We start from the raw sequence: 15,293 nt of genomic DNA, 5'->3' as shown, positions 1-15,293 counted from the left end.
CCGGGTCGAGACTGCCCGAACGGGGCATACGTCCACGACGGTGGGCGAATAATTGTAATTAACTAGTGAGATTCTCGCGGGTGATGAGAGCCCCTACGAGGTGTCTCACCCCCTGAGACAGATCTATTAGCAACAGGCGCGAATCATGCGTATGGCTACCACACCACGAGGCGAGCATCTCGACGTCCTGATCGACTTGCTCCGGCGGTCGCCACTCTTAGAGGAACTCCAGGGAGACGGGTTCGATCGACGGGAGTTACAGGACCGGCTGGACGTATCGCGGGCGACCATCCACCGACACACGAGACTGCTCGAGGAGTTGGGCGTGATCGAGAAGGTGAACGGAGAATTCAGGCTTACGCCGTCAGGTTTACTGCTCGCCGAAGCGGTCGTCAGCTTCAAGCGGGAGGTAAGCTCGGCGCTCCAGCTCGCCCCGGTACTGGAGGCTATTGGGGATGCGCCGATAGATATCGACATCCACGCGTTTGCCGGAGCGAGGGTGACGAGCGCCGTACGCGGTGATCCCTACAGCCCGGTGGTGAGGTTTGTCGCGCTCGTTCGAGAAACCGAGTCGCTCCGAGGGTTCGATATCGATGTTATCGCTCCAGTCTACTTGGACGAAATCCAGCGAGAAATCGTCGAGGGGATGGAGACAGAGACGATCGCCCTTCCCGAGGTAGCCAAGGACACTATTGACGGCTATCCGGAGAAATGCATAGAGGCATGTGCGAGCGGCTATCTGACGGTCCAGCTACACGACGAACTCCCGTTCGGACTCGCTATTTTCGACGATCGGGTCGGTATTGGAGTCAGCGAGCCGGACACCAGGCAACTCAGCGTGTTTGCTGATACCGACTCGCCGGCGGTGCGTGAGTGGGCCGAGACCGTCTACGAGGTGTACGATTCCGAAGCCGTTGTGCTGGAGGAGGTTACGCACAACGGATTCCAGCAGGCCATGGAACGGCAGGCGCTCAGCTGATCGTTCGCTCCCGGCTCATTCGAATCACCGTACTGGTCTAACTTAGGGAGATCGATCCCTTGTGTTTTTTGACACGCAATCGCACGTTCAGTTACCAATGGCCGACATCGCCGCGCATTCTAAGGCCGACAACGAGGAAAACCCTTAGAGCGGCAGCGTGAGCGGATGGAGCTGCTGTCACAGGAAACTCGACACAGCATCATTCAGGCACTCGCGGGGCACCCGAAAATCATCGCGTCGGCGGCTGAAATCAACCATTTCGTCCCGAGTAAATCGAAAAAGACCGTGGAAGAGCAACTGGACGTGCTCGTTGAAGCGGACATCCTTGCGATCTACGAGTATCCCCCAAACAAGGAAAAGCGCGGCTTGCCGTGGAAATTCTACGGCTTTACCGAGTGTGGTGCCGATATCCTCGGGGACTTCAACCACCTCAAGGGCGTCCCAATGGCGCGAACCGTTCACCAGAAAGCGCGAAAGCCCGAAAAGATCGAGCGGCGCGAAACGTCCCCACGACCGCCCCTCCCAGAATCAGTCCGTGCGACGTTCCGACTCGACGAAGAGGCGAAATAACGGCGATCGTCTGGAACTGGTAGGTGTCTCAGCGGTCAGTTCGCAGTCGTACCGATCGCTGAGGTTGTCAAACCCATACTCTTTACAACCTATTTAGAGGGCGGTGTATCGATCGGCGATTGATTTTCTCGGTCCCGACCAGTTTGGCTGTACGCGAATCCCGGTGGCAGCCACTCGTCCATTCGATCATCGAACGAAAGCAACGGCGCTGCGTTCGTAGTAGGGATCAACCCGCTGCTGTCGGGCGATTACACCCCCTGAACAGATGGGCGCTGCAGGCTTGAGTTCGACTGTCGAACGAATCGTCCTTTCAGGCGTGAGGCGGCCGATATCGGCCGTTTCAAAACGGAGTTTCTAACGGGGGTCCGCGTGGAGACGATCAATGAGTCCCGAATCAATCGACCCCGACCACGCACTCGAACTGTACTTATCCGACCGTGAAAACAGTGTAACCCAAGCGACGATCTATTCACATCGTTCAGGATTGGGCCACTTCATCCGATGGTGCAACGAGGAAGGAATCCAGAACCTGAACGAGCCTCCGATCGTGCTGTCGTAGTGAATCTGCCAGTTTTCGTAATGTGACCGTACGGTTCGAGACGACTCAACGTTTGTCATCGGGACGGGACAGGCGTCGCGTCGCCCGTGCTTATGGCTGCCCAATACGTTGAGTCAGTATGGATCTGATTTGTGGTCGAGAAGTTGCCGAGGGGGTGTATCGGTTCGGCACGAGTCGGATCAACTGGTACGTCGTCGAGGAGGGAGACGCGCTCACCGTCGTCGATGCCGGACTCCCCGGACATTGGCAACTACTCGTCGAGGGGATCGAACGGCTTGGATACACGTTGGGAGATGTCGCGGCCATCCTCATCACCCACGGCGATTTGGACCACGTCGGGTTCGCCGAGTGGTTGCGACAGGCCGCCGATGCTCCGGTGTGGATTCATCCGGCCGACGTCCAGCGCGCGAACACGGTCTCACGGTCGCTCCCCCCTATCGGCTTCCTGAAGGAGCTCTGGAGGCCCTCGGCGTTCGCGTACTTCGTCGAGGTCGTTCGCTCCGGGGTCGGGTCGGTGCCACAACTCACGGCGTTCGAGATCTTCGAAGACGGCGACGACCTCGACGTTCCCGGACATCCGACGGTCATCCACCTCCCGGGCCACACGGCCGGTTCGTCCGCGTTCTACCTCTCCGACAGAGACGTGCTCTTCTGTGGCGACGCCCTGATGACCTATAACGTTCGAACCGGCCGCCACACCGAGCCGACGGTGCTGCCGCCGATACACTACGACGCGGAGAAGGCGCGCTCGTCGATACGGAAACTAGACTCCTGTGGCGAAGTGGTGCTGCTGTCTGGGCACGGTGAACCGTGGAGAGGCGACGTTAGCGACATCGTCTGACGTCTAGAGCCAGGTCAAGAACAAAGTCCGCTCAGAACGAAGTGGGAACCGAACACGAGACGCGGCCTGTGGAAGCCACCCCGCTTCTCGGAGCCAGCACGATGAATCCAATTACAAAAGGGAAGATCACTCTCGACGTGTGGCGTGCCAACCGGGGGACCCGCTCGGATATCGAAGCCCGCCAACGAGGACGGCTGGCTGACCTGCTGGCGTTCGTCAGGCGGCAGTCTCGATTCTATAAGCGACACTACGCAGACGTTCCCGAGGGCAGTACCGACCTCGAACAGTTCCCGCCGGTGACCAAGCCGATGCTGATGGAGAACTTCGACGACGTGGTCACTGACACAGCGCTCACGAAAGCCGAGATCGACGCGTTCGTCGCCGACGAATCGACCATCGGCCAGCGCTTTCTCGACCGCTATCCGGTCTGGTTGACCTCGGGAACGACCGGCGAACCGGGCTTCTTCGTTCAGGACGAGACAGCGCTGACGCTGATCAACGTGCTTCCCGACCGATGGACGCTACCTGCGTTACTCGATACGACGTCCATACTGAAACTCGGAAAGAACCGTTTCAAAGGCGCAGAGATAGCCGTCACCGGCGGTCACTTCGCCGGTGCCTCCGGAATCGCAATGTTACAGCGCGAGTCGAAATTCCTCCAGCACCGAATTCGGTTGTTCTCCCCGACTCGACCTCTCGCCGAACTCGTTGCAGACCTGAACGGCTATCAACCCGCGTTCCTCGTCGGATACTCGACCGTCCTCGTCGAACTGGCGCGGGCGCAGCAGGAGGGGAGACTCGACATCAGTCCCGCCTTCGTCGCGCCGACGGCAGAACCGATTTCGGACGCGGAGAAGCGCAAACTACGGGAGAGCTTCGAGTGCGAGGTACGCGAGATCTACGGGGCCACGGAGTTCTTTCCGATTGCGGTCGAGTGTGAGCGCGGGAATCTGCACGCAAACACGGACTGGGTCGTCCTCGAACCGGTCGATTCGGAGTATCGACCGGTCGAACCCGGCGAGCCGTCGGAGACAGTGCTGATCACGAACCTCGGAAATCGCATCCAACCGCTCGTTCGGTACGATCTCGGTGACAGCATCACGATGTACGAGGAGCCGTGCCCGTGCGGAAGCCCCTTCCCGGTCATAGAAATCGAGGGGCGACAAGGAGATGTGCTCCATTTCGAGACGGAGGAGGGAGAGCGCGTTCCCGTGTTCCCGCTGGCTATTTCGAGCGTCGTTGAGGAGGTACCGGGCGTCCATCGGGCCCAGATAATTCAGACAGCTCCGCAGACGCTCACCATACAACTCGACGTAACCGAGGATTCCGACGAACGGACCGTCTGGGGCCACGTAGAGCAGGACGTTGAGACGTTTCTGGACCAACGCGGTATCACCGAGATTAGCATCGAGAAAGCGTTAGAGACACCACAGCGCGACTCCGGTAGCGGAAAGTTCAGACACGTCTGGTCTGAAACAGATTGACGAGAGTGCCTACTGCTTCGGGGAAATCTGTACTCAACCGAGCGCGTCCGCCAAATGTGATTCTGGACCCAGTCGACTCGTGAGAGGTTGTTCTCACTGCAATCGGAGATTGATTTTCTCGAATGCGGCCAGATTGGCTGTACACGAACTCCGGTGGAAACCACCCGTCGTTCGACCATCGAACGAAAGCAAACTCAGACCCATTCGCCCGATGATCGCCATGCTGTATGGCGATTATCCCGCCTCAAATGTATGGGCGCTGCAGGATTTGAACCCGCGGCAGCTTGGTCCGAAGCCAAGTACTCTGTCCAGGCTGAGCTAAGCGCCCGCACCCGTATTTTCCTGCCGACTCCGTATAAGTCACACGATTCGCATCGGTTTCGTCAGCCACCGACACACCGATCGATCCCAGTTACTTCTCACACAGTGAAAACCGCCTTCGGGGGTCTTTGTGCTGGCGAGACGAGAGACAGTCGTGCCATGACGGTGAACGAGGCCCCGATACCCGAGGACGGTCAGCGTAGAACGGCACCGCTCGAGTTGCTTTCCGACGGCGACGAGACGGTCTGGACGGCCGTTCCCGTCGACGCGAGCGGCGACGAACGGGTGACGAAGTGGCTCTCCATCGAGACGGACGGCCTCTGTGATCTGGAGGAGTGGCGGTAGGTCCCACACGCCCGATCGAACTATGCTGTGATCCTGCGTTGCTGTGATCTGGAGACGCGTGCGCCGGCAGATCGTACCGTTTAACCACGACGACTGAGCACCCACGGGTATGACAGCGGGGGAGACGAGCCGCGGGTTGCTCGAGTTGACGCGGCCGGTGAACGTGATCGCGGCGAGCGCGCTGACGTTCATCGGGGCGTTCGTCGCCGGCGGCGTGACCGCCGAGTCGCTCGCCGTCGCGGCGGCGGTGGGTGCGACGGGGCTGGCGGTCGGTGCCGGGAACGCCATCAACGACTACTTCGATCGGGATATCGATCGGATCAACCAGCCCGATCGGGCGATTCCGCGAGGAGCCGTCAGCCCGCGGGGGGCACTCGCGTTCAGTATCGTCCTCTTCCTGGGTGCGGTTGCGCTCGCGCTTACCCTTCCGGCGCTGGCGATCGCGATCGCGGCGATCAACCTCGTCGCGCTGGTGGCCTACACGGAGGTGTTCAAGGGACTTCCCGGGGTCGGCAACGCGCTCGTGGCGTACCTCGTCGGCAGTACGTTCCTGTTCGGCGCGGCGGCGGTCGGCAACGTCGCCAGTGCGATCGTGCTCTTTCTGCTGGCCGCGGTGGCCACGCTGACGCGGGAGATCATCAAGGACGTGGAGGACCTCGAGGGCGATCGCGAGGAGGGATTGAATACGCTTCCGATCGCGATCGGCGAGCGGCGTGCGCTCGTCGTCGCGACGGCGTTGCTCGTCCTCGCAGTCCTCGCCAGCCCGATCCCGTACGCGCTCAGGTACTTCGGCCTCGCCTACCTGCTGGTCGTGGTGCCTGCCGACGCGATCATGCTGTACGCGGCCTACGAGAGCTTCGAGAATCCGACTGCGGGCCAGTCACACCTCAAGTACGGGATGTTCTTCGCGGCGCTCGCGTTTATCGTCGGACGGGCGGCGCTTGCGGCCCCGACGATCGGCTGAGATACCTTCGACCGGATCGCTCGACCCCCAACGGGAAAGGGTCCGGAAGAAATGTCAGTTGCCATAGGATAGCTAATGAAAAGTATTATAAGCTGGATGCTGCATCTTCGTACCACACGACGGTGCGGACAGCGGTTCCGCTGACGGTGGACGCAACGCTGTAGATGGATGTGAGTATTCGGTATGTATGATCTCGCAGACGTCCTTCCGGACGCCGAACTCGATCCCGGGACGAACGTACTTATCGCGGGTCCTCCACTGACGGGTAAACGTCGAATCGCGCTCGACGTCCTCGCAAGCGGCGCCGACCGTGGCGACGGGTCGATCGTCGTAACGACGAAAGATAGCGGCGGCGACGTACTCGAGGAGGTCACCGGACACGTCGCGGCCGAGGACTTCGACGTCGGCGTCGTCGACTGCGTCACGAAACAGCGGGGCATCGGCACGGTCGTCGACGACCCACGGATCAAGTACGCCTCCTCCCCCGTCGACATGACCGGCATCGGGATCAAGCTCTCGGAGTTCCTCCAGGAGTTCCACGACGCACGGGGGCTAACCGAGAATCGGGTGCTGCTGCACTCGATCTCGACCCTACTGATGTACTCGAACCTCCAGACGGTCTTCCGGTTCCTCCACGTCTTCACGGGCCGCATCCAGAGTGCGGACGCCTTCGGCGTCTACGTCATCGACTCGTCGGCACACGACGACCAGATGATGAACACGCTCAAACAGCTGTTCGACGCGGTCATCGAGGTCGAAGAGAGCGAGGACGAAGACGAGTCCGAACCCGAGATCCGGACTGTCGGCCTCCCCACCTGACCGCTGCGCTCTCACCCTGCCCGCGTTCCTGGTAACCTGACCGACGATCGATCGACGAGTTCGTCTCGCGAACGTTTCCCGATCGAGTCCGAAAGTGGGATATGCCAGTCGATACCGACGCAGCCGTTCGAGAGATCCTCGAATCGCGAACGGAGACGGTTACCGTCGTCGGCTGTTCGAGTACGCCGGGGAAAGCGGCCCACGACGTCCCGAAGTACCTGCTCGAGCACGGCTACGACGTGCTCCCGGTCAACCCGCACGCAGACGAGATTTTCGGCCGCGAAGCGTCCGACTCACTGGCTGACGTAGACGACGAGATCGATCTCGTCTGTATCTTTCGCCCCAGCGAGGACGTGAGCGGGATCGTCGACGAGGCGATCGTGCGCGACGACGTTGACGAGATCTGGACGCAGCGGCGGATCCGCGACGACGAGGCGGCCGCCCGTGCAGAACGGGCCGGGCGGGACGTCGTGCAGGACCGCTGTGTGAAGGTCGAGCACCGGCACCTGGCGGCCGGAGTCCGAGTCCGGTTCGCCGAAGCGGTTCCGCGTGCTTAGCCGTCGAGCGTCGCCGCAACGATCGTGGCTTCGGCCCGGCGCAGGAGTTCGTTGGCCGTACTCGGGGCGCAGTCGAGTTCGTCGCCGATCTCCTCGTAGCTGGTCCGACGGGGCGTCTCGTAGAAACCGAGGTCGTAGGCCGTCCGGACGGCCTCGCGCTGGCGAGAGGTGAGCCGTCCGAGCGCGTCGGATTTCCCGGGCTCGTAGCCGCCGGACCACTCGATGCTGACGTCGATCGTCCCGGTCGCGTCGTGGTAGGCGTCCCGAATCGCGCTCGCGTCGCCGACGACCGTCAGGACCGCGTCGCCGTCGACGAACCGGATCGGCCGTTCGAGTACGAGTGCGTGTGCGTCCGCGATCGCGAGCAGTTCCGACAGCAGTTCGCGTTCCTCGACGTGGACGTAGCAGTACCGCTCGCGATCGCCCGACGCGACGAAATCGTAGTCGATGACCTCCTCGTGAGACGCCAGCACGTCGTCGAGTTCGGTGCCCGGTTCGACGGCGAGTCGGTACAGCATCGAGTACGTCCCATCACCGAGCCACTCGAAGTGCACGAGTGCCTCGCGGTCGACTCCCTCGGTCGTCGCGAACACGGCGTCGACCCCCGGGAACGATCCCTCGGGCGGCCGGAGGCGGAGTCGCACCGTCTTCATTTTGTTGCCATTCAGTGACACGTCTAATAAGCCTACCGTCGCCCACCGGGGACCGGTCGATCGGGGGCTCGACTGCGGTGTGTGCCCGCCACCGTGCAGTTCGTGTCTCCAGGACCGTCCCTCCAGAACCGCACCCACGGTTCAGGACCGAACCGACGATTCAGTACTCGAATCGGGTGTCGATCTCGCCCGCGTTCGCGGTCATGACGACCGCGGCGTCGCTGTACTGCAGCACTTTCTGCATGTCGCCGTCGAGGTCGAACTGGCCGTTCATCATACCCTCGACGGCGTCGACGTCCCCGCGGACGAGCGCCTTCCAGTCGGTGTAGTTGCCGCGGAACGCGAAGCCCCAGTCTTCGCCCTCGGGATCGTCGGTCCGGTAGGCCTCGGTACACTCGCCGTCCTCGAGTCCGACGAAGAGGGAGAGCGTGTCGCCGTCGTAGGTCTTGTCGGGGAGGATCTCGAAGAGAAAGTCCCCGTTGAACCCGACGCCCCATCCCTCGCCGACGTCGCCGTACTCGTCGGACTCGTTGAGGGTCGTCTGCCACGCGTCGATCCACTCGTCCGCCTCGCTCGGGAGTGCGATTGCCATACGAACTGAGTCGACTGAAACTCCGTTACCCCTTCTCCCGAATGGAAGTGGATCTTTAAGTGAACCGCCGACGGTCAGAACTCGTCGCAGACCGGGATCCCCATCGTGTCGTACTCGCCGAGGCGCTCGATCACGTCGGGAACGTCGCCGAGCGAACAGGTCTCGCCGACGATCCGGCCGGGATCGATCAGCCGACGTTCGGGACGTCGCCGAGGTTCGTCTTGACCGTCTTGACCTCCGAGTAGTCTGCGATGGCCTCGTCGCCGAGTTCGCACCCCATCCCGTTCCCTTCGTAACCGCCGTGCGGTGCGGAATCGAGCAGGTCGTTGTACGTGGTCATCCAGACGGTCCCGGCCCCGAGGTCGGCGGCCATCTCGTGAGCCGTCTCGAGGTCGTCGGTCCAGACGCCGGCGGCGAGGCCGGAGAGTGTCGTCGGTTCGCCGAACGACGTCGAACCGATCGCGATCGTAGAATTCCACCTGATCGGTCACTCCTCCGCCTCCGCTTCGGCGAGGACGCCGCGATCGAGTTCGACGCCGAGTCCCGGCCCCGACGGCGGCGCGATCGTTCCGTCCGCCTGTTCGATCGGTTCGGCAAGCATGAAATCCCGGACTGCGGGGGTCCACGGCGGTTCCAGCGGGTACTCGCACCACGGCGCGTCGACCGCCGCGATCACGTGGAGGTTCGCGACGAAGCCGATTCCGTTGGTCCACGTGTGCGGAACGAACTGCGCACCCGTCTCCCGGGCCGTGCTGGCGACTTCGGTGGCGCCGAGGACGCCCGTCGCGAGCGCCGCGTCGGGCTGATAGATATCGAGCGCGTCCCGCTCGGCGAACTCCCGGAACTGGAAGATCCCGTCGTTGAACTCGCCGCCCGCGATCGGGACGTCAGTCGCATCCCGGAGACGGGCGTAGCCGTCGTAATCGTGGCGTGGGAGCGGTTCTTCGAGCCAGGCGACTCCGCCGATCGCTTCGAGTTCGCGGGCGACCGTGAGGGCGTCCCGATAGCTCCAGTGCTCCTCGTGCTCCATCACGCGTACCGACCAGCCCTTGTTGGCGTCGACCATGAGCGTCAGGTCGGGGAACGCCTCCCTGACCTCGCGGACGATCGCGACGTCGTCGACGCTCGTCACCCGGAGTTTGACCGCGTCGAACCCCTCCTCGACGCGCCGGCGGACGTAGTCGATACGATCCTCGGGGGGCTGGACCTCGCCGGTGCTCGCGTAGACCGGAATCGGGTCGCCGGTCCCGCCGAGCAGTTCGTACACTGGCTTGCCGGCGTCTTTCCCGATGACGTCCCACAGCGCGATTTCGAGGTGCCAGGGCCGCGGTCCGACGAGGTTGACGCTGTCGAGTTTGCGCCGAATCCCCCGAACGTCGTGTGGATCCTCCCCGACCAGAAAGACCGAGAGCGCGTCGGCGTAGTCGAGCCCACCTGCGAAACTCGGGCTCGCGGCCAGGCCCGTGATTCCCGCGTCGGTCTCAACCTCGAACAACTCGACCTCGTGGCTCCCCTGCGGATAGCCGGGGATCCACGTCGGCTCGAACGACCCCTCCATCGAGTGCTGCAGGTGATGCTGGGTGACGTCGGTGATCTGCATACGGTCGCCTTCGACCGACTCGTCGGTAAGGCTTCAGACGGATCGGTTCGGACAGTTAAATCCCGGCGGCGAATCGATCGATCGTCCCCCATCCTTTCGGCTCCCCCCCTCCGCCTCGCGGTCGTGTTTCTTTCGGCTCCCTCTCTCTGTGCCTCTCGGTGACGTTTCGCGGCGATCGATCCCTGGCCGGCCCCGCCGCAATCGGTGTCAGTTAACCGTTCGCTTTCTCGGAATTAGCATTATTCGTCTCGAGTGGGTACCAACAGCCATGGGTGTGAATAACAACCATGATCTCGAAGGGGTCGAGGTCCTGACCGGCGGTCTCACGGCAGGCCTCGCCGGTGGCATCGGGATGGGACTGGTCCTCCAGCTCGGACCGAACGTCTTCGAGATCCTGGGTGCGCTCATCGGTTCGTCGACGATCGTCGCCGGGTGGCTCGTCCACCTCGCGCTGAGCATCCTGTTCGGGATCGCGTTCGCGACGATCGTCTCGCGCCCCGCGGTCGCGGAGTTCGTCGGGACGTTCGAGAGTTACGTCGGAGCCGGGATCGCCTTCGGCGCGGTGCTCGGGATCCTCGCGGGTGGCCTGATCCTTCCCGTCGCGGTCAGTCAGGCCGGCGTGGCGGTTCTCCCGCTCCCGTACCTCCCGTTGCCGGGACCGGCCGCGGAACTCGTCGGTGCGGCTACCTTCGCCGTCGGTCACCTCGTCTACGGCACGATCGTCGGGGCCGTCCTCGCCACCATCGTCGGTGCTGTCCCGGCGCGATTTGCCGATCGAACCGTTCCACACGAGTAAGAGGCGACACGAGTAGAGGTGACTGCGTGGATTCGAGCACGGCGGGGGAAGGGTGACGACGTGAGCGCGAACGGGGCGGGCAGAGAGCGACGATGTGGGGCTTACGTATCTGGGGCGCCAGTGAGTTCGATCCGGCCTTCGTGGTCGACTGCAACCTGATAGCCGGCGTAGTGAAACCTGACAGAGCCGATCGCGTCCTCTCGATCGAACAGCGCGTCGAGTGCAGTCGGATCGATCGCGTCGTAGAGCGGCCCGAACTCCCCCGCGAGTTCGATCGCGTCGATCCCCGATGCCGTCGCGACGGCGTCGATCACTGCCTCGCTGGGCGGTCGTTCCGGGGCCGCATCGGACGATTCGCTAATCGGTTGTGAGTCAGAGGTGGACATTCCAGTACCACTTCTACCGGTGCCTCCCGGGAAACGAACGGGGTTGAGTGGTAAACTCTTTAAGTCGGGTCGCGATCCAGCGCGATCGTATTCCGGAGCAGATTGGCCTGGCCGCGCCGAATTCGGGCCGACAGCGCCTGATCGGAGATGTCGAGTTTCGAGGCGACCGCCGAGAGCGTCGTGTCTCGGGGGACGGCGAAGTACCCGGCCTCGAGCGCAGCGAGGAGTGCCGTTCGCTGCCGATCGCTGAGTCCGTACCGATCGCTGTCCACGGGCTCTTCCTGGTAAATTCGCTGGAGGCGGAAAGGGATCTCTTTCTCTCGGCAGCCGTCGCGGTACGCGGCCAGCGCCTCCCTCGATGGGACCCTGGCCCGAATCTCGGTCTCTTCGAAGCCCGTGACGTCGAGAAACGTGATATCGTGTTCCACCGCGAGCGGATAGGTCAGACACTCCATCCCCCGGTCGGACAGCGTCACCCGGTACAGTCGCCGATCGGCCGTCTTATCGATCAACGAGTACTCGTCTACGGTTTCGTCCGCGTCGAGTCCAGATTCGAACGCCTCGAACGCGTCCCCGTACGCCCAGAAGATTACCTTCGCCGGTCCCGTCGCCGGCTGGGTGATATCTTCGATCGTGCGCCGCTCGATCTCCTTCGATGCCTCCCGGAGGATCGGCGACCCCAGTACGAACTCGACGATCAGGGTCATAGACCCACTCGCAACGGGACGGCAGTTACCGTTGTCGGTCTTCGCGGATCGATCTTCGGTGGGACGACTGAATCCCGGAATTGCGATCGAAACCCGGTGGGACGACCGACTCCTGGAATCACGACTGAATTTCCGTGCGTCGACCGGATCGGCTCCCTCCGGGACGGCCAGTCGGATCCCCTGCCCAGATCCCGGCCCCTTATCACCGCTGCCTGCCTGCAGAACCCATGAGTCTCTTCGCCGAATTTCACGTGCCGTCGGACGTCTTCGCGCTCTACCGGACGTTACAGGCAGTCCCGGAGACGACCGTCGAGATCGAGCGAGTCGTGGCAGCCGACGAGGTCCTGACGCCGTACTTCTGGGTGTCCGGCAGCGGACTCGAGAGGTTCGAGACCGCCGTCGAGGGGGACCCGACCATCGAGGATCTTCACCGACTCGACGAGTTCGATCGAGCCACGCTCTATCGCGCGAACTGGACGGAAAACGTCGAGACGATCGTCTACGCGTACACGCAGGTCGGCGCGACGATCCTCGAGGCGACCGGGGAGGGCGACCGGTGGGAGTTGCAGATGCGGTTCGACGATCACGACCGACTCGATCAGTTCCAGACCTACTGTAACGACAACGCCATTCCGTTCCGGTTGAGCCGGCTTCACGAACTCACACAGCCGCGAACGAGCAGACGGTACGGACTCACGCCGAAACAACACGACGCCCTGGTGACCGCGTGGGAACTGGACTACTTCACGTCCTCGGACGTCTCGCTCACCGACGTCGCGACCGAACTCGGCATCAGCCAGCAGTCGCTCTCCCAGCGACTCCACCGGGGCTACCAGTCGCTGATCGGGGAGACGCTGATCGTCACGCCGCCAGCCGAGGAGGGCACGGAGACGCGGTGACCGGGAGCGGTGCCGCCGATCACCCGGATCGAACGGGGATCGTGTCCCGTCCACCGGATGGCTCCCCAGTCACCCCGGTCGGGGCCCACCTGTATAAAAAGGACTGTGATAACAGTATATCTCCTCATCTACCACCCCGGCGTACGAACCCTATGAGACGGGAGTCACTACCGCTCGATACCGCGTTCGATCTCTGCCAGAACCATCGTCGCAGGGCGCTTCTCACCCTTCTCGCGGACCGTGACCGGCGGGTGACGGTGCAGGATCTCGCGACGGATCTCGCCGTTCGGGAACACGACGCTCCGATCACGGATGTCCCCGGCGACCTCGTCACTGAAATCCACACCCTGCTGTACCACGTCCACCTCCCGAAACTGAACGGCGCGAACGTCGTCGACTACGATCACGAGCGCGGCCACGTCGAGTTGACGGAACGGGGCACCGAACTGGAAGCCACGCTCTCTGCGATCGGCGGACTGGAAACGCCGTCGTAGGCCCCTCCCCGGTGGCACCTGACTACGACGACCACTCCTCGAACGAGCGGTAGATCCCCTTCGACAGGTAGCGTTCGCTCGAATCCGGGAAGACCGTCACGACGGTGTCGGAGGGGGCGTCAATCGTCCCCGCGTCGATCGCCCGGGCGACGCGTTTCGCCGCGACGCTCGCCGCGCTCGCACTCGAGGCGACGAGGTGGCCCTCCTCGCGTGCGAGCCGTTTCAGTTCCTCGTGGGCGACCCGATCGGGGATCGCGTAGACGTCGTCCACGAGGTCGGGTTCGAAGAGTTCGTTCGTTTCGACGTTGTGCGTCCCGATCCCCTCGATCTTGTACTCGCCTTCCTCGCGGTCCTCGCCGAGGAACTCGCCGTAGAGCGACCCCTCGGGTTCGACCGCCGCGACGTACGTGTCCGGCTCCCGTTCGAGGGCGTAGCGGGCGATTCCCATGAGCGTTCCCGCCGTCCCACAGCCCGCGACGACCGCGCCGACGTCGCCGTCGAGCGCCTCGTAAATCTCGGGCCCGGTCGTCGCGTAGTGTGCCTCGGTGTTCAGGGGGTTCGAGAACTGCTGTGGGACGACCGCGTCGTCGAGTTCCGCCGCGAGATCGTGGGCGCGCTCGATCGCGCCGTCCATCCCGTCCTCGGTGGGGGTGTTGATGATCTCGGAACCGAGGGCACCCATCAACTGCTGTTTCTCGACGCTGAACCGCTCCGGAACGACGAAGATCGCGTCGAGACCGAGCTGTTCGGCCGCGATCGCGAGTCCGATCCCCGTGTTGCCGGCGGTCGGCTCGACGATCGTCCCGCCGGCCGGGACGTCGCCCCGCTCTAGCATGCGCTCTAACATGTACCGGCCGATGCGGTCCTTGACGCTCGCGCCCGGATTGAACGACTCGAGTTTCGCGTAGATCCTGACGTCGCCCGGTGCGTCGTGGAGGCGAACGAGCGGCGTCCGACCGATCGTCTCCAGCACCGAGTCCACCGGTCGCTCGTGGGTAGTCATCGTTCTGGCAAATGTTGCCCCGGTTGTTAGCTGTTACTGATGCGTTCGAAATCCGGACCCCGACCGGACGCCGCCTGGACTCGGCCGGCGACGATCGCTGTCGCCGTTCTCGGTCTACTCGGCGCTGGTTTCGCTCGCTTCTCCCGCCTCGCCGTTTGCCGTCGAGTCCTCAGTGTCGGTGGCGTCCCCCGAACCAGCATCGTCCTCGCCGTCAGTGACGTCCTCGGCACCAGCGTCGTCCTCGTCCGCGAGTTCGTCGGCCTCGTCGATCGCCGCTCTGGCGAGGATCTCCTCGCCGTCGAGTCCGTGTTCGTCGGCGATCGCGAGGAGGAGTTCCCGCTGTTCGGTCAACTGGTGGTCCATCCGGGAGACCGTGTCGTGGGTGTCGTCGACCTCTTCCTCCAGGTTCGTGATCCGCTGCTGGAGTTCCTGTACCTGTCTGTACATCGCCTCGGCGCGCTCCGAGAGGCCCTGAATCTTCTTTGCCGTACTGCCAAGTCCCATACCCGAGAAATGTATCGACTGACTAATGGGCCTTTTCCTCGGCCAGATCCGATCGAGGATACCGTCAGGGAACGGCCGCCGTCGCGACCCGGCCACGACATCCGATCGTCGGCCCGATCGGACGCCATCACGCGGATGATGTTGTTTGTTACTATATGTCATAATTCGTTAGATTTATTACGAACCGCATACAATCGCCAAATGGAAACGAGGTGACCAG

At 63.0% G+C, this 15,293-nt stretch carries 19 protein-coding genes and 1 tRNA gene; 11 read left to right on the top strand and 9 right to left on the bottom strand.

Going from position 1 to position 15,293, the window contains the following annotated elements; genetic code table 11:
• The first annotated feature begins 151 nt into the window (after nucleotides 1–151).
• The 4 genes from MUG98_RS05850 (at nucleotide 152) to MUG98_RS05835 (ending at nucleotide 4,433) form a co-directional block, all read left to right on the top strand.
• The gene (locus MUG98_RS05850) at nucleotides 152–979 is read left to right on the top strand and encodes a helix-turn-helix transcriptional regulator (RefSeq protein ID WP_265111206.1); all 828 of its coding nucleotides are present in this window, start codon (nucleotides 152–154) and stop codon (nucleotides 977–979) included.
• A 165-nt stretch (nucleotides 980–1,144) separates the two neighbouring features.
• Nucleotides 1,145–1,549 (top strand): helix-turn-helix domain-containing protein, encoded by a 405-nt coding sequence (locus MUG98_RS05845; RefSeq protein ID WP_265111205.1) that lies wholly within the window; start codon nucleotides 1,145–1,147, stop codon nucleotides 1,547–1,549.
• Between the two features lie 677 nt (nucleotides 1,550–2,226).
• Nucleotides 2,227–2,949, top strand: coding sequence for an MBL fold metallo-hydrolase (locus MUG98_RS05840; protein WP_265111204.1), 723 nt, complete (start codon nucleotides 2,227–2,229; stop codon nucleotides 2,947–2,949).
• Nucleotides 2,950–3,050: 101 nt separating this feature from the next.
• Nucleotides 3,051–4,433, top strand: coding sequence for a hypothetical protein (locus MUG98_RS05835; protein WP_265111203.1), 1,383 nt, complete (start codon nucleotides 3,051–3,053; stop codon nucleotides 4,431–4,433).
• A 253-nt stretch (nucleotides 4,434–4,686) separates the two neighbouring features.
• Here the strand turns inward: MUG98_RS05835 and MUG98_RS05830 are convergent.
• Nucleotides 4,687–4,761 (bottom strand) — tRNA-Arg (locus MUG98_RS05830).
• A gap of 152 nt (nucleotides 4,762–4,913) precedes the next feature.
• Here MUG98_RS05830 and MUG98_RS05825 point away from each other — a divergent pair.
• From MUG98_RS05825 to MUG98_RS05810, 4 genes are all read left to right on the top strand, one after another.
• Nucleotides 4,914–5,099 carry a DUF7511 domain-containing protein gene (locus tag MUG98_RS05825; RefSeq protein WP_265111202.1) on the top strand — a complete coding sequence of 62 codons (186 nt, stop codon included), beginning with the start codon at nucleotides 4,914–4,916 and terminating at the stop codon, nucleotides 5,097–5,099.
• Between the two features lie 109 nt (nucleotides 5,100–5,208).
• Entirely contained in the window at nucleotides 5,209–6,063 is an 855-nt protein-coding gene (locus tag MUG98_RS05820; protein WP_265111201.1) for a geranylgeranylglycerol-phosphate geranylgeranyltransferase, read from the top strand.
• Nucleotides 6,064–6,246: 183 nt separating this feature from the next.
• A complete protein-coding gene (locus tag MUG98_RS05815; RefSeq protein ID WP_265111200.1) occupies nucleotides 6,247–6,882 on the top strand; it encodes an RAD55 family ATPase in 636 nt (211 codons plus the stop codon).
• A 101-nt stretch (nucleotides 6,883–6,983) separates the two neighbouring features.
• Nucleotides 6,984–7,439, top strand: coding sequence for a CoA-binding protein (locus MUG98_RS05810; protein WP_265111199.1), 456 nt, complete (start codon nucleotides 6,984–6,986; stop codon nucleotides 7,437–7,439).
• Here MUG98_RS05810 and MUG98_RS05805 read toward each other — a convergent pair.
• The 4 genes from MUG98_RS05805 to MUG98_RS05790 form a co-directional block, all read right to left on the bottom strand.
• Nucleotides 7,436–8,092: a helix-turn-helix domain-containing protein gene (locus tag MUG98_RS05805; protein WP_265111198.1), complete on the bottom strand. Its 657-nt coding sequence runs from the start codon at nucleotides 8,090–8,092 to the stop codon at nucleotides 7,436–7,438. The genes MUG98_RS05810 and MUG98_RS05805 overlap by 4 nt on opposite strands.
• Nucleotides 8,093–8,252: 160 nt before the next feature.
• Nucleotides 8,253–8,684, bottom strand: a complete 432-nt coding sequence (locus tag MUG98_RS05800) for an SCP2 sterol-binding domain-containing protein (protein ID WP_265111197.1) — start codon at nucleotides 8,682–8,684, stop codon at nucleotides 8,253–8,255.
• A gap of 187 nt (nucleotides 8,685–8,871) precedes the next feature.
• Complete coding sequence (locus MUG98_RS05795) at nucleotides 8,872–9,057, bottom strand: aldehyde dehydrogenase family protein (protein WP_265111196.1); 186 nt, start codon at nucleotides 9,055–9,057, stop codon at nucleotides 8,872–8,874.
• Between the two features lie 114 nt (nucleotides 9,058–9,171).
• Nucleotides 9,172–10,284: a mandelate racemase/muconate lactonizing enzyme family protein gene (locus MUG98_RS05790; protein ID WP_265111195.1), complete on the bottom strand. Its 1,113-nt coding sequence runs from the start codon at nucleotides 10,282–10,284 to the stop codon at nucleotides 9,172–9,174.
• Nucleotides 10,285–10,552: 268 nt separating this feature from the next.
• Here MUG98_RS05790 and MUG98_RS05785 point away from each other — a divergent pair, with 268 nt between their 5' ends.
• Nucleotides 10,553–11,080, top strand: a complete 528-nt coding sequence (locus tag MUG98_RS05785) for a hypothetical protein (RefSeq protein ID WP_265111194.1) — start codon at nucleotides 10,553–10,555, stop codon at nucleotides 11,078–11,080.
• A gap of 101 nt (nucleotides 11,081–11,181) precedes the next feature.
• Here MUG98_RS05785 and MUG98_RS05780 read toward each other — a convergent pair whose 3' ends face one another.
• Complete coding sequence (locus tag MUG98_RS05780) at nucleotides 11,182–11,466, bottom strand: HalOD1 output domain-containing protein (protein ID WP_265111193.1); 285 nt, start codon at nucleotides 11,464–11,466, stop codon at nucleotides 11,182–11,184.
• Between the two features lie 59 nt (nucleotides 11,467–11,525).
• Complete coding sequence (locus MUG98_RS05775; RefSeq protein WP_265111192.1) at nucleotides 11,526–12,173, bottom strand: helix-turn-helix domain-containing protein; 648 nt, start codon at nucleotides 12,171–12,173, stop codon at nucleotides 11,526–11,528.
• 227 nt (nucleotides 12,174–12,400) lie between these two features.
• On the opposite strand from MUG98_RS05775, the gene MUG98_RS05770 reads away from it, so the two are divergent.
• On the top strand, nucleotides 12,401–13,072 hold the full coding sequence (locus tag MUG98_RS05770) for a bacterio-opsin activator domain-containing protein (RefSeq protein ID WP_265111191.1): 672 nt from the start codon (nucleotides 12,401–12,403) through the stop codon (nucleotides 13,070–13,072).
• A gap of 152 nt (nucleotides 13,073–13,224) precedes the next feature.
• Nucleotides 13,225–13,566 (top strand): DUF7344 domain-containing protein, encoded by a 342-nt coding sequence (locus MUG98_RS05765; protein ID WP_265111190.1) that lies wholly within the window; start codon nucleotides 13,225–13,227, stop codon nucleotides 13,564–13,566.
• A 22-nt stretch (nucleotides 13,567–13,588) separates the two neighbouring features.
• Here MUG98_RS05765 and MUG98_RS05760 read toward each other — a convergent pair whose 3' ends face one another.
• Both MUG98_RS05760 and MUG98_RS05755 read right to left on the bottom strand, forming a co-directional pair.
• Complete coding sequence (locus tag MUG98_RS05760; protein ID WP_265111189.1) at nucleotides 13,589–14,569, bottom strand: PLP-dependent cysteine synthase family protein; 981 nt, start codon at nucleotides 14,567–14,569, stop codon at nucleotides 13,589–13,591.
• Nucleotides 14,570–14,683: 114 nt separating this feature from the next.
• Nucleotides 14,684–15,073, bottom strand: coding sequence for a DUF5798 family protein (locus tag MUG98_RS05755; RefSeq protein WP_265111188.1), 390 nt, complete (start codon nucleotides 15,071–15,073; stop codon nucleotides 14,684–14,686).
• Between the last annotated feature and the right edge of the window lie 220 nt (nucleotides 15,074–15,293).

It is taken from the genome of Halosolutus halophilus (assembly GCF_022869805.1).
GTDB classification, from domain to species: domain Archaea; phylum Halobacteriota; class Halobacteria; order Halobacteriales; family Natrialbaceae; genus Halosolutus; species Halosolutus halophilus.
The sequence above is the reverse complement of the archived record's forward strand: the minus strand, read 5'-3'. Positions and strand labels throughout refer to the sequence as shown.

Coding starts and splice junctions, on each gene's coding strand:
- MUG98_RS05850 (WP_265111206.1), top strand. CDS start 152: ATGGCTACCACACCACGAGGCGAGCATCTCGACGTCCTGATCGACTTG.
- MUG98_RS05845 (WP_265111205.1), top strand. CDS start 1,145: ATGGAGCTGCTGTCACAGGAAACTCGACACAGCATCATTCAGGCACTC.
- MUG98_RS05840 (WP_265111204.1), top strand. CDS start 2,227: ATGGATCTGATTTGTGGTCGAGAAGTTGCCGAGGGGGTGTATCGGTTC.
- MUG98_RS05835 (WP_265111203.1), top strand. CDS start 3,051: ATGAATCCAATTACAAAAGGGAAGATCACTCTCGACGTGTGGCGTGCC.
- MUG98_RS05825 (WP_265111202.1), top strand. CDS start 4,914: ATGACGGTGAACGAGGCCCCGATACCCGAGGACGGTCAGCGTAGAACG.
- MUG98_RS05820 (WP_265111201.1), top strand. CDS start 5,209: ATGACAGCGGGGGAGACGAGCCGCGGGTTGCTCGAGTTGACGCGGCCG.
- MUG98_RS05815 (WP_265111200.1), top strand. CDS start 6,247: ATGTATGATCTCGCAGACGTCCTTCCGGACGCCGAACTCGATCCCGGG.
- MUG98_RS05810 (WP_265111199.1), top strand. CDS start 6,984: ATGCCAGTCGATACCGACGCAGCCGTTCGAGAGATCCTCGAATCGCGA.
- MUG98_RS05805 (WP_265111198.1), bottom strand. CDS start 8,092: ATGAAGACGGTGCGACTCCGCCTCCGGCCGCCCGAGGGATCGTTCCCG.
- MUG98_RS05800 (WP_265111197.1), bottom strand. CDS start 8,684: ATGGCAATCGCACTCCCGAGCGAGGCGGACGAGTGGATCGACGCGTGG.
- MUG98_RS05795 (WP_265111196.1), bottom strand. CDS start 9,057: ATGGCCGCCGACCTCGGGGCCGGGACCGTCTGGATGACCACGTACAAC.
- MUG98_RS05790 (WP_265111195.1), bottom strand. CDS start 10,284: ATGCAGATCACCGACGTCACCCAGCATCACCTGCAGCACTCGATGGAG.
- MUG98_RS05785 (WP_265111194.1), top strand. CDS start 10,553: ATGGGTGTGAATAACAACCATGATCTCGAAGGGGTCGAGGTCCTGACC.
- MUG98_RS05780 (WP_265111193.1), bottom strand. CDS start 11,466: ATGTCCACCTCTGACTCACAACCGATTAGCGAATCGTCCGATGCGGCC.
- MUG98_RS05775 (WP_265111192.1), bottom strand. CDS start 12,173: ATGACCCTGATCGTCGAGTTCGTACTGGGGTCGCCGATCCTCCGGGAG.
- MUG98_RS05770 (WP_265111191.1), top strand. CDS start 12,401: ATGAGTCTCTTCGCCGAATTTCACGTGCCGTCGGACGTCTTCGCGCTC.
- MUG98_RS05765 (WP_265111190.1), top strand. CDS start 13,225: ATGAGACGGGAGTCACTACCGCTCGATACCGCGTTCGATCTCTGCCAG.
- MUG98_RS05760 (WP_265111189.1), bottom strand. CDS start 14,569: ATGACTACCCACGAGCGACCGGTGGACTCGGTGCTGGAGACGATCGGT.
- MUG98_RS05755 (WP_265111188.1), bottom strand. CDS start 15,073: ATGGGACTTGGCAGTACGGCAAAGAAGATTCAGGGCCTCTCGGAGCGC.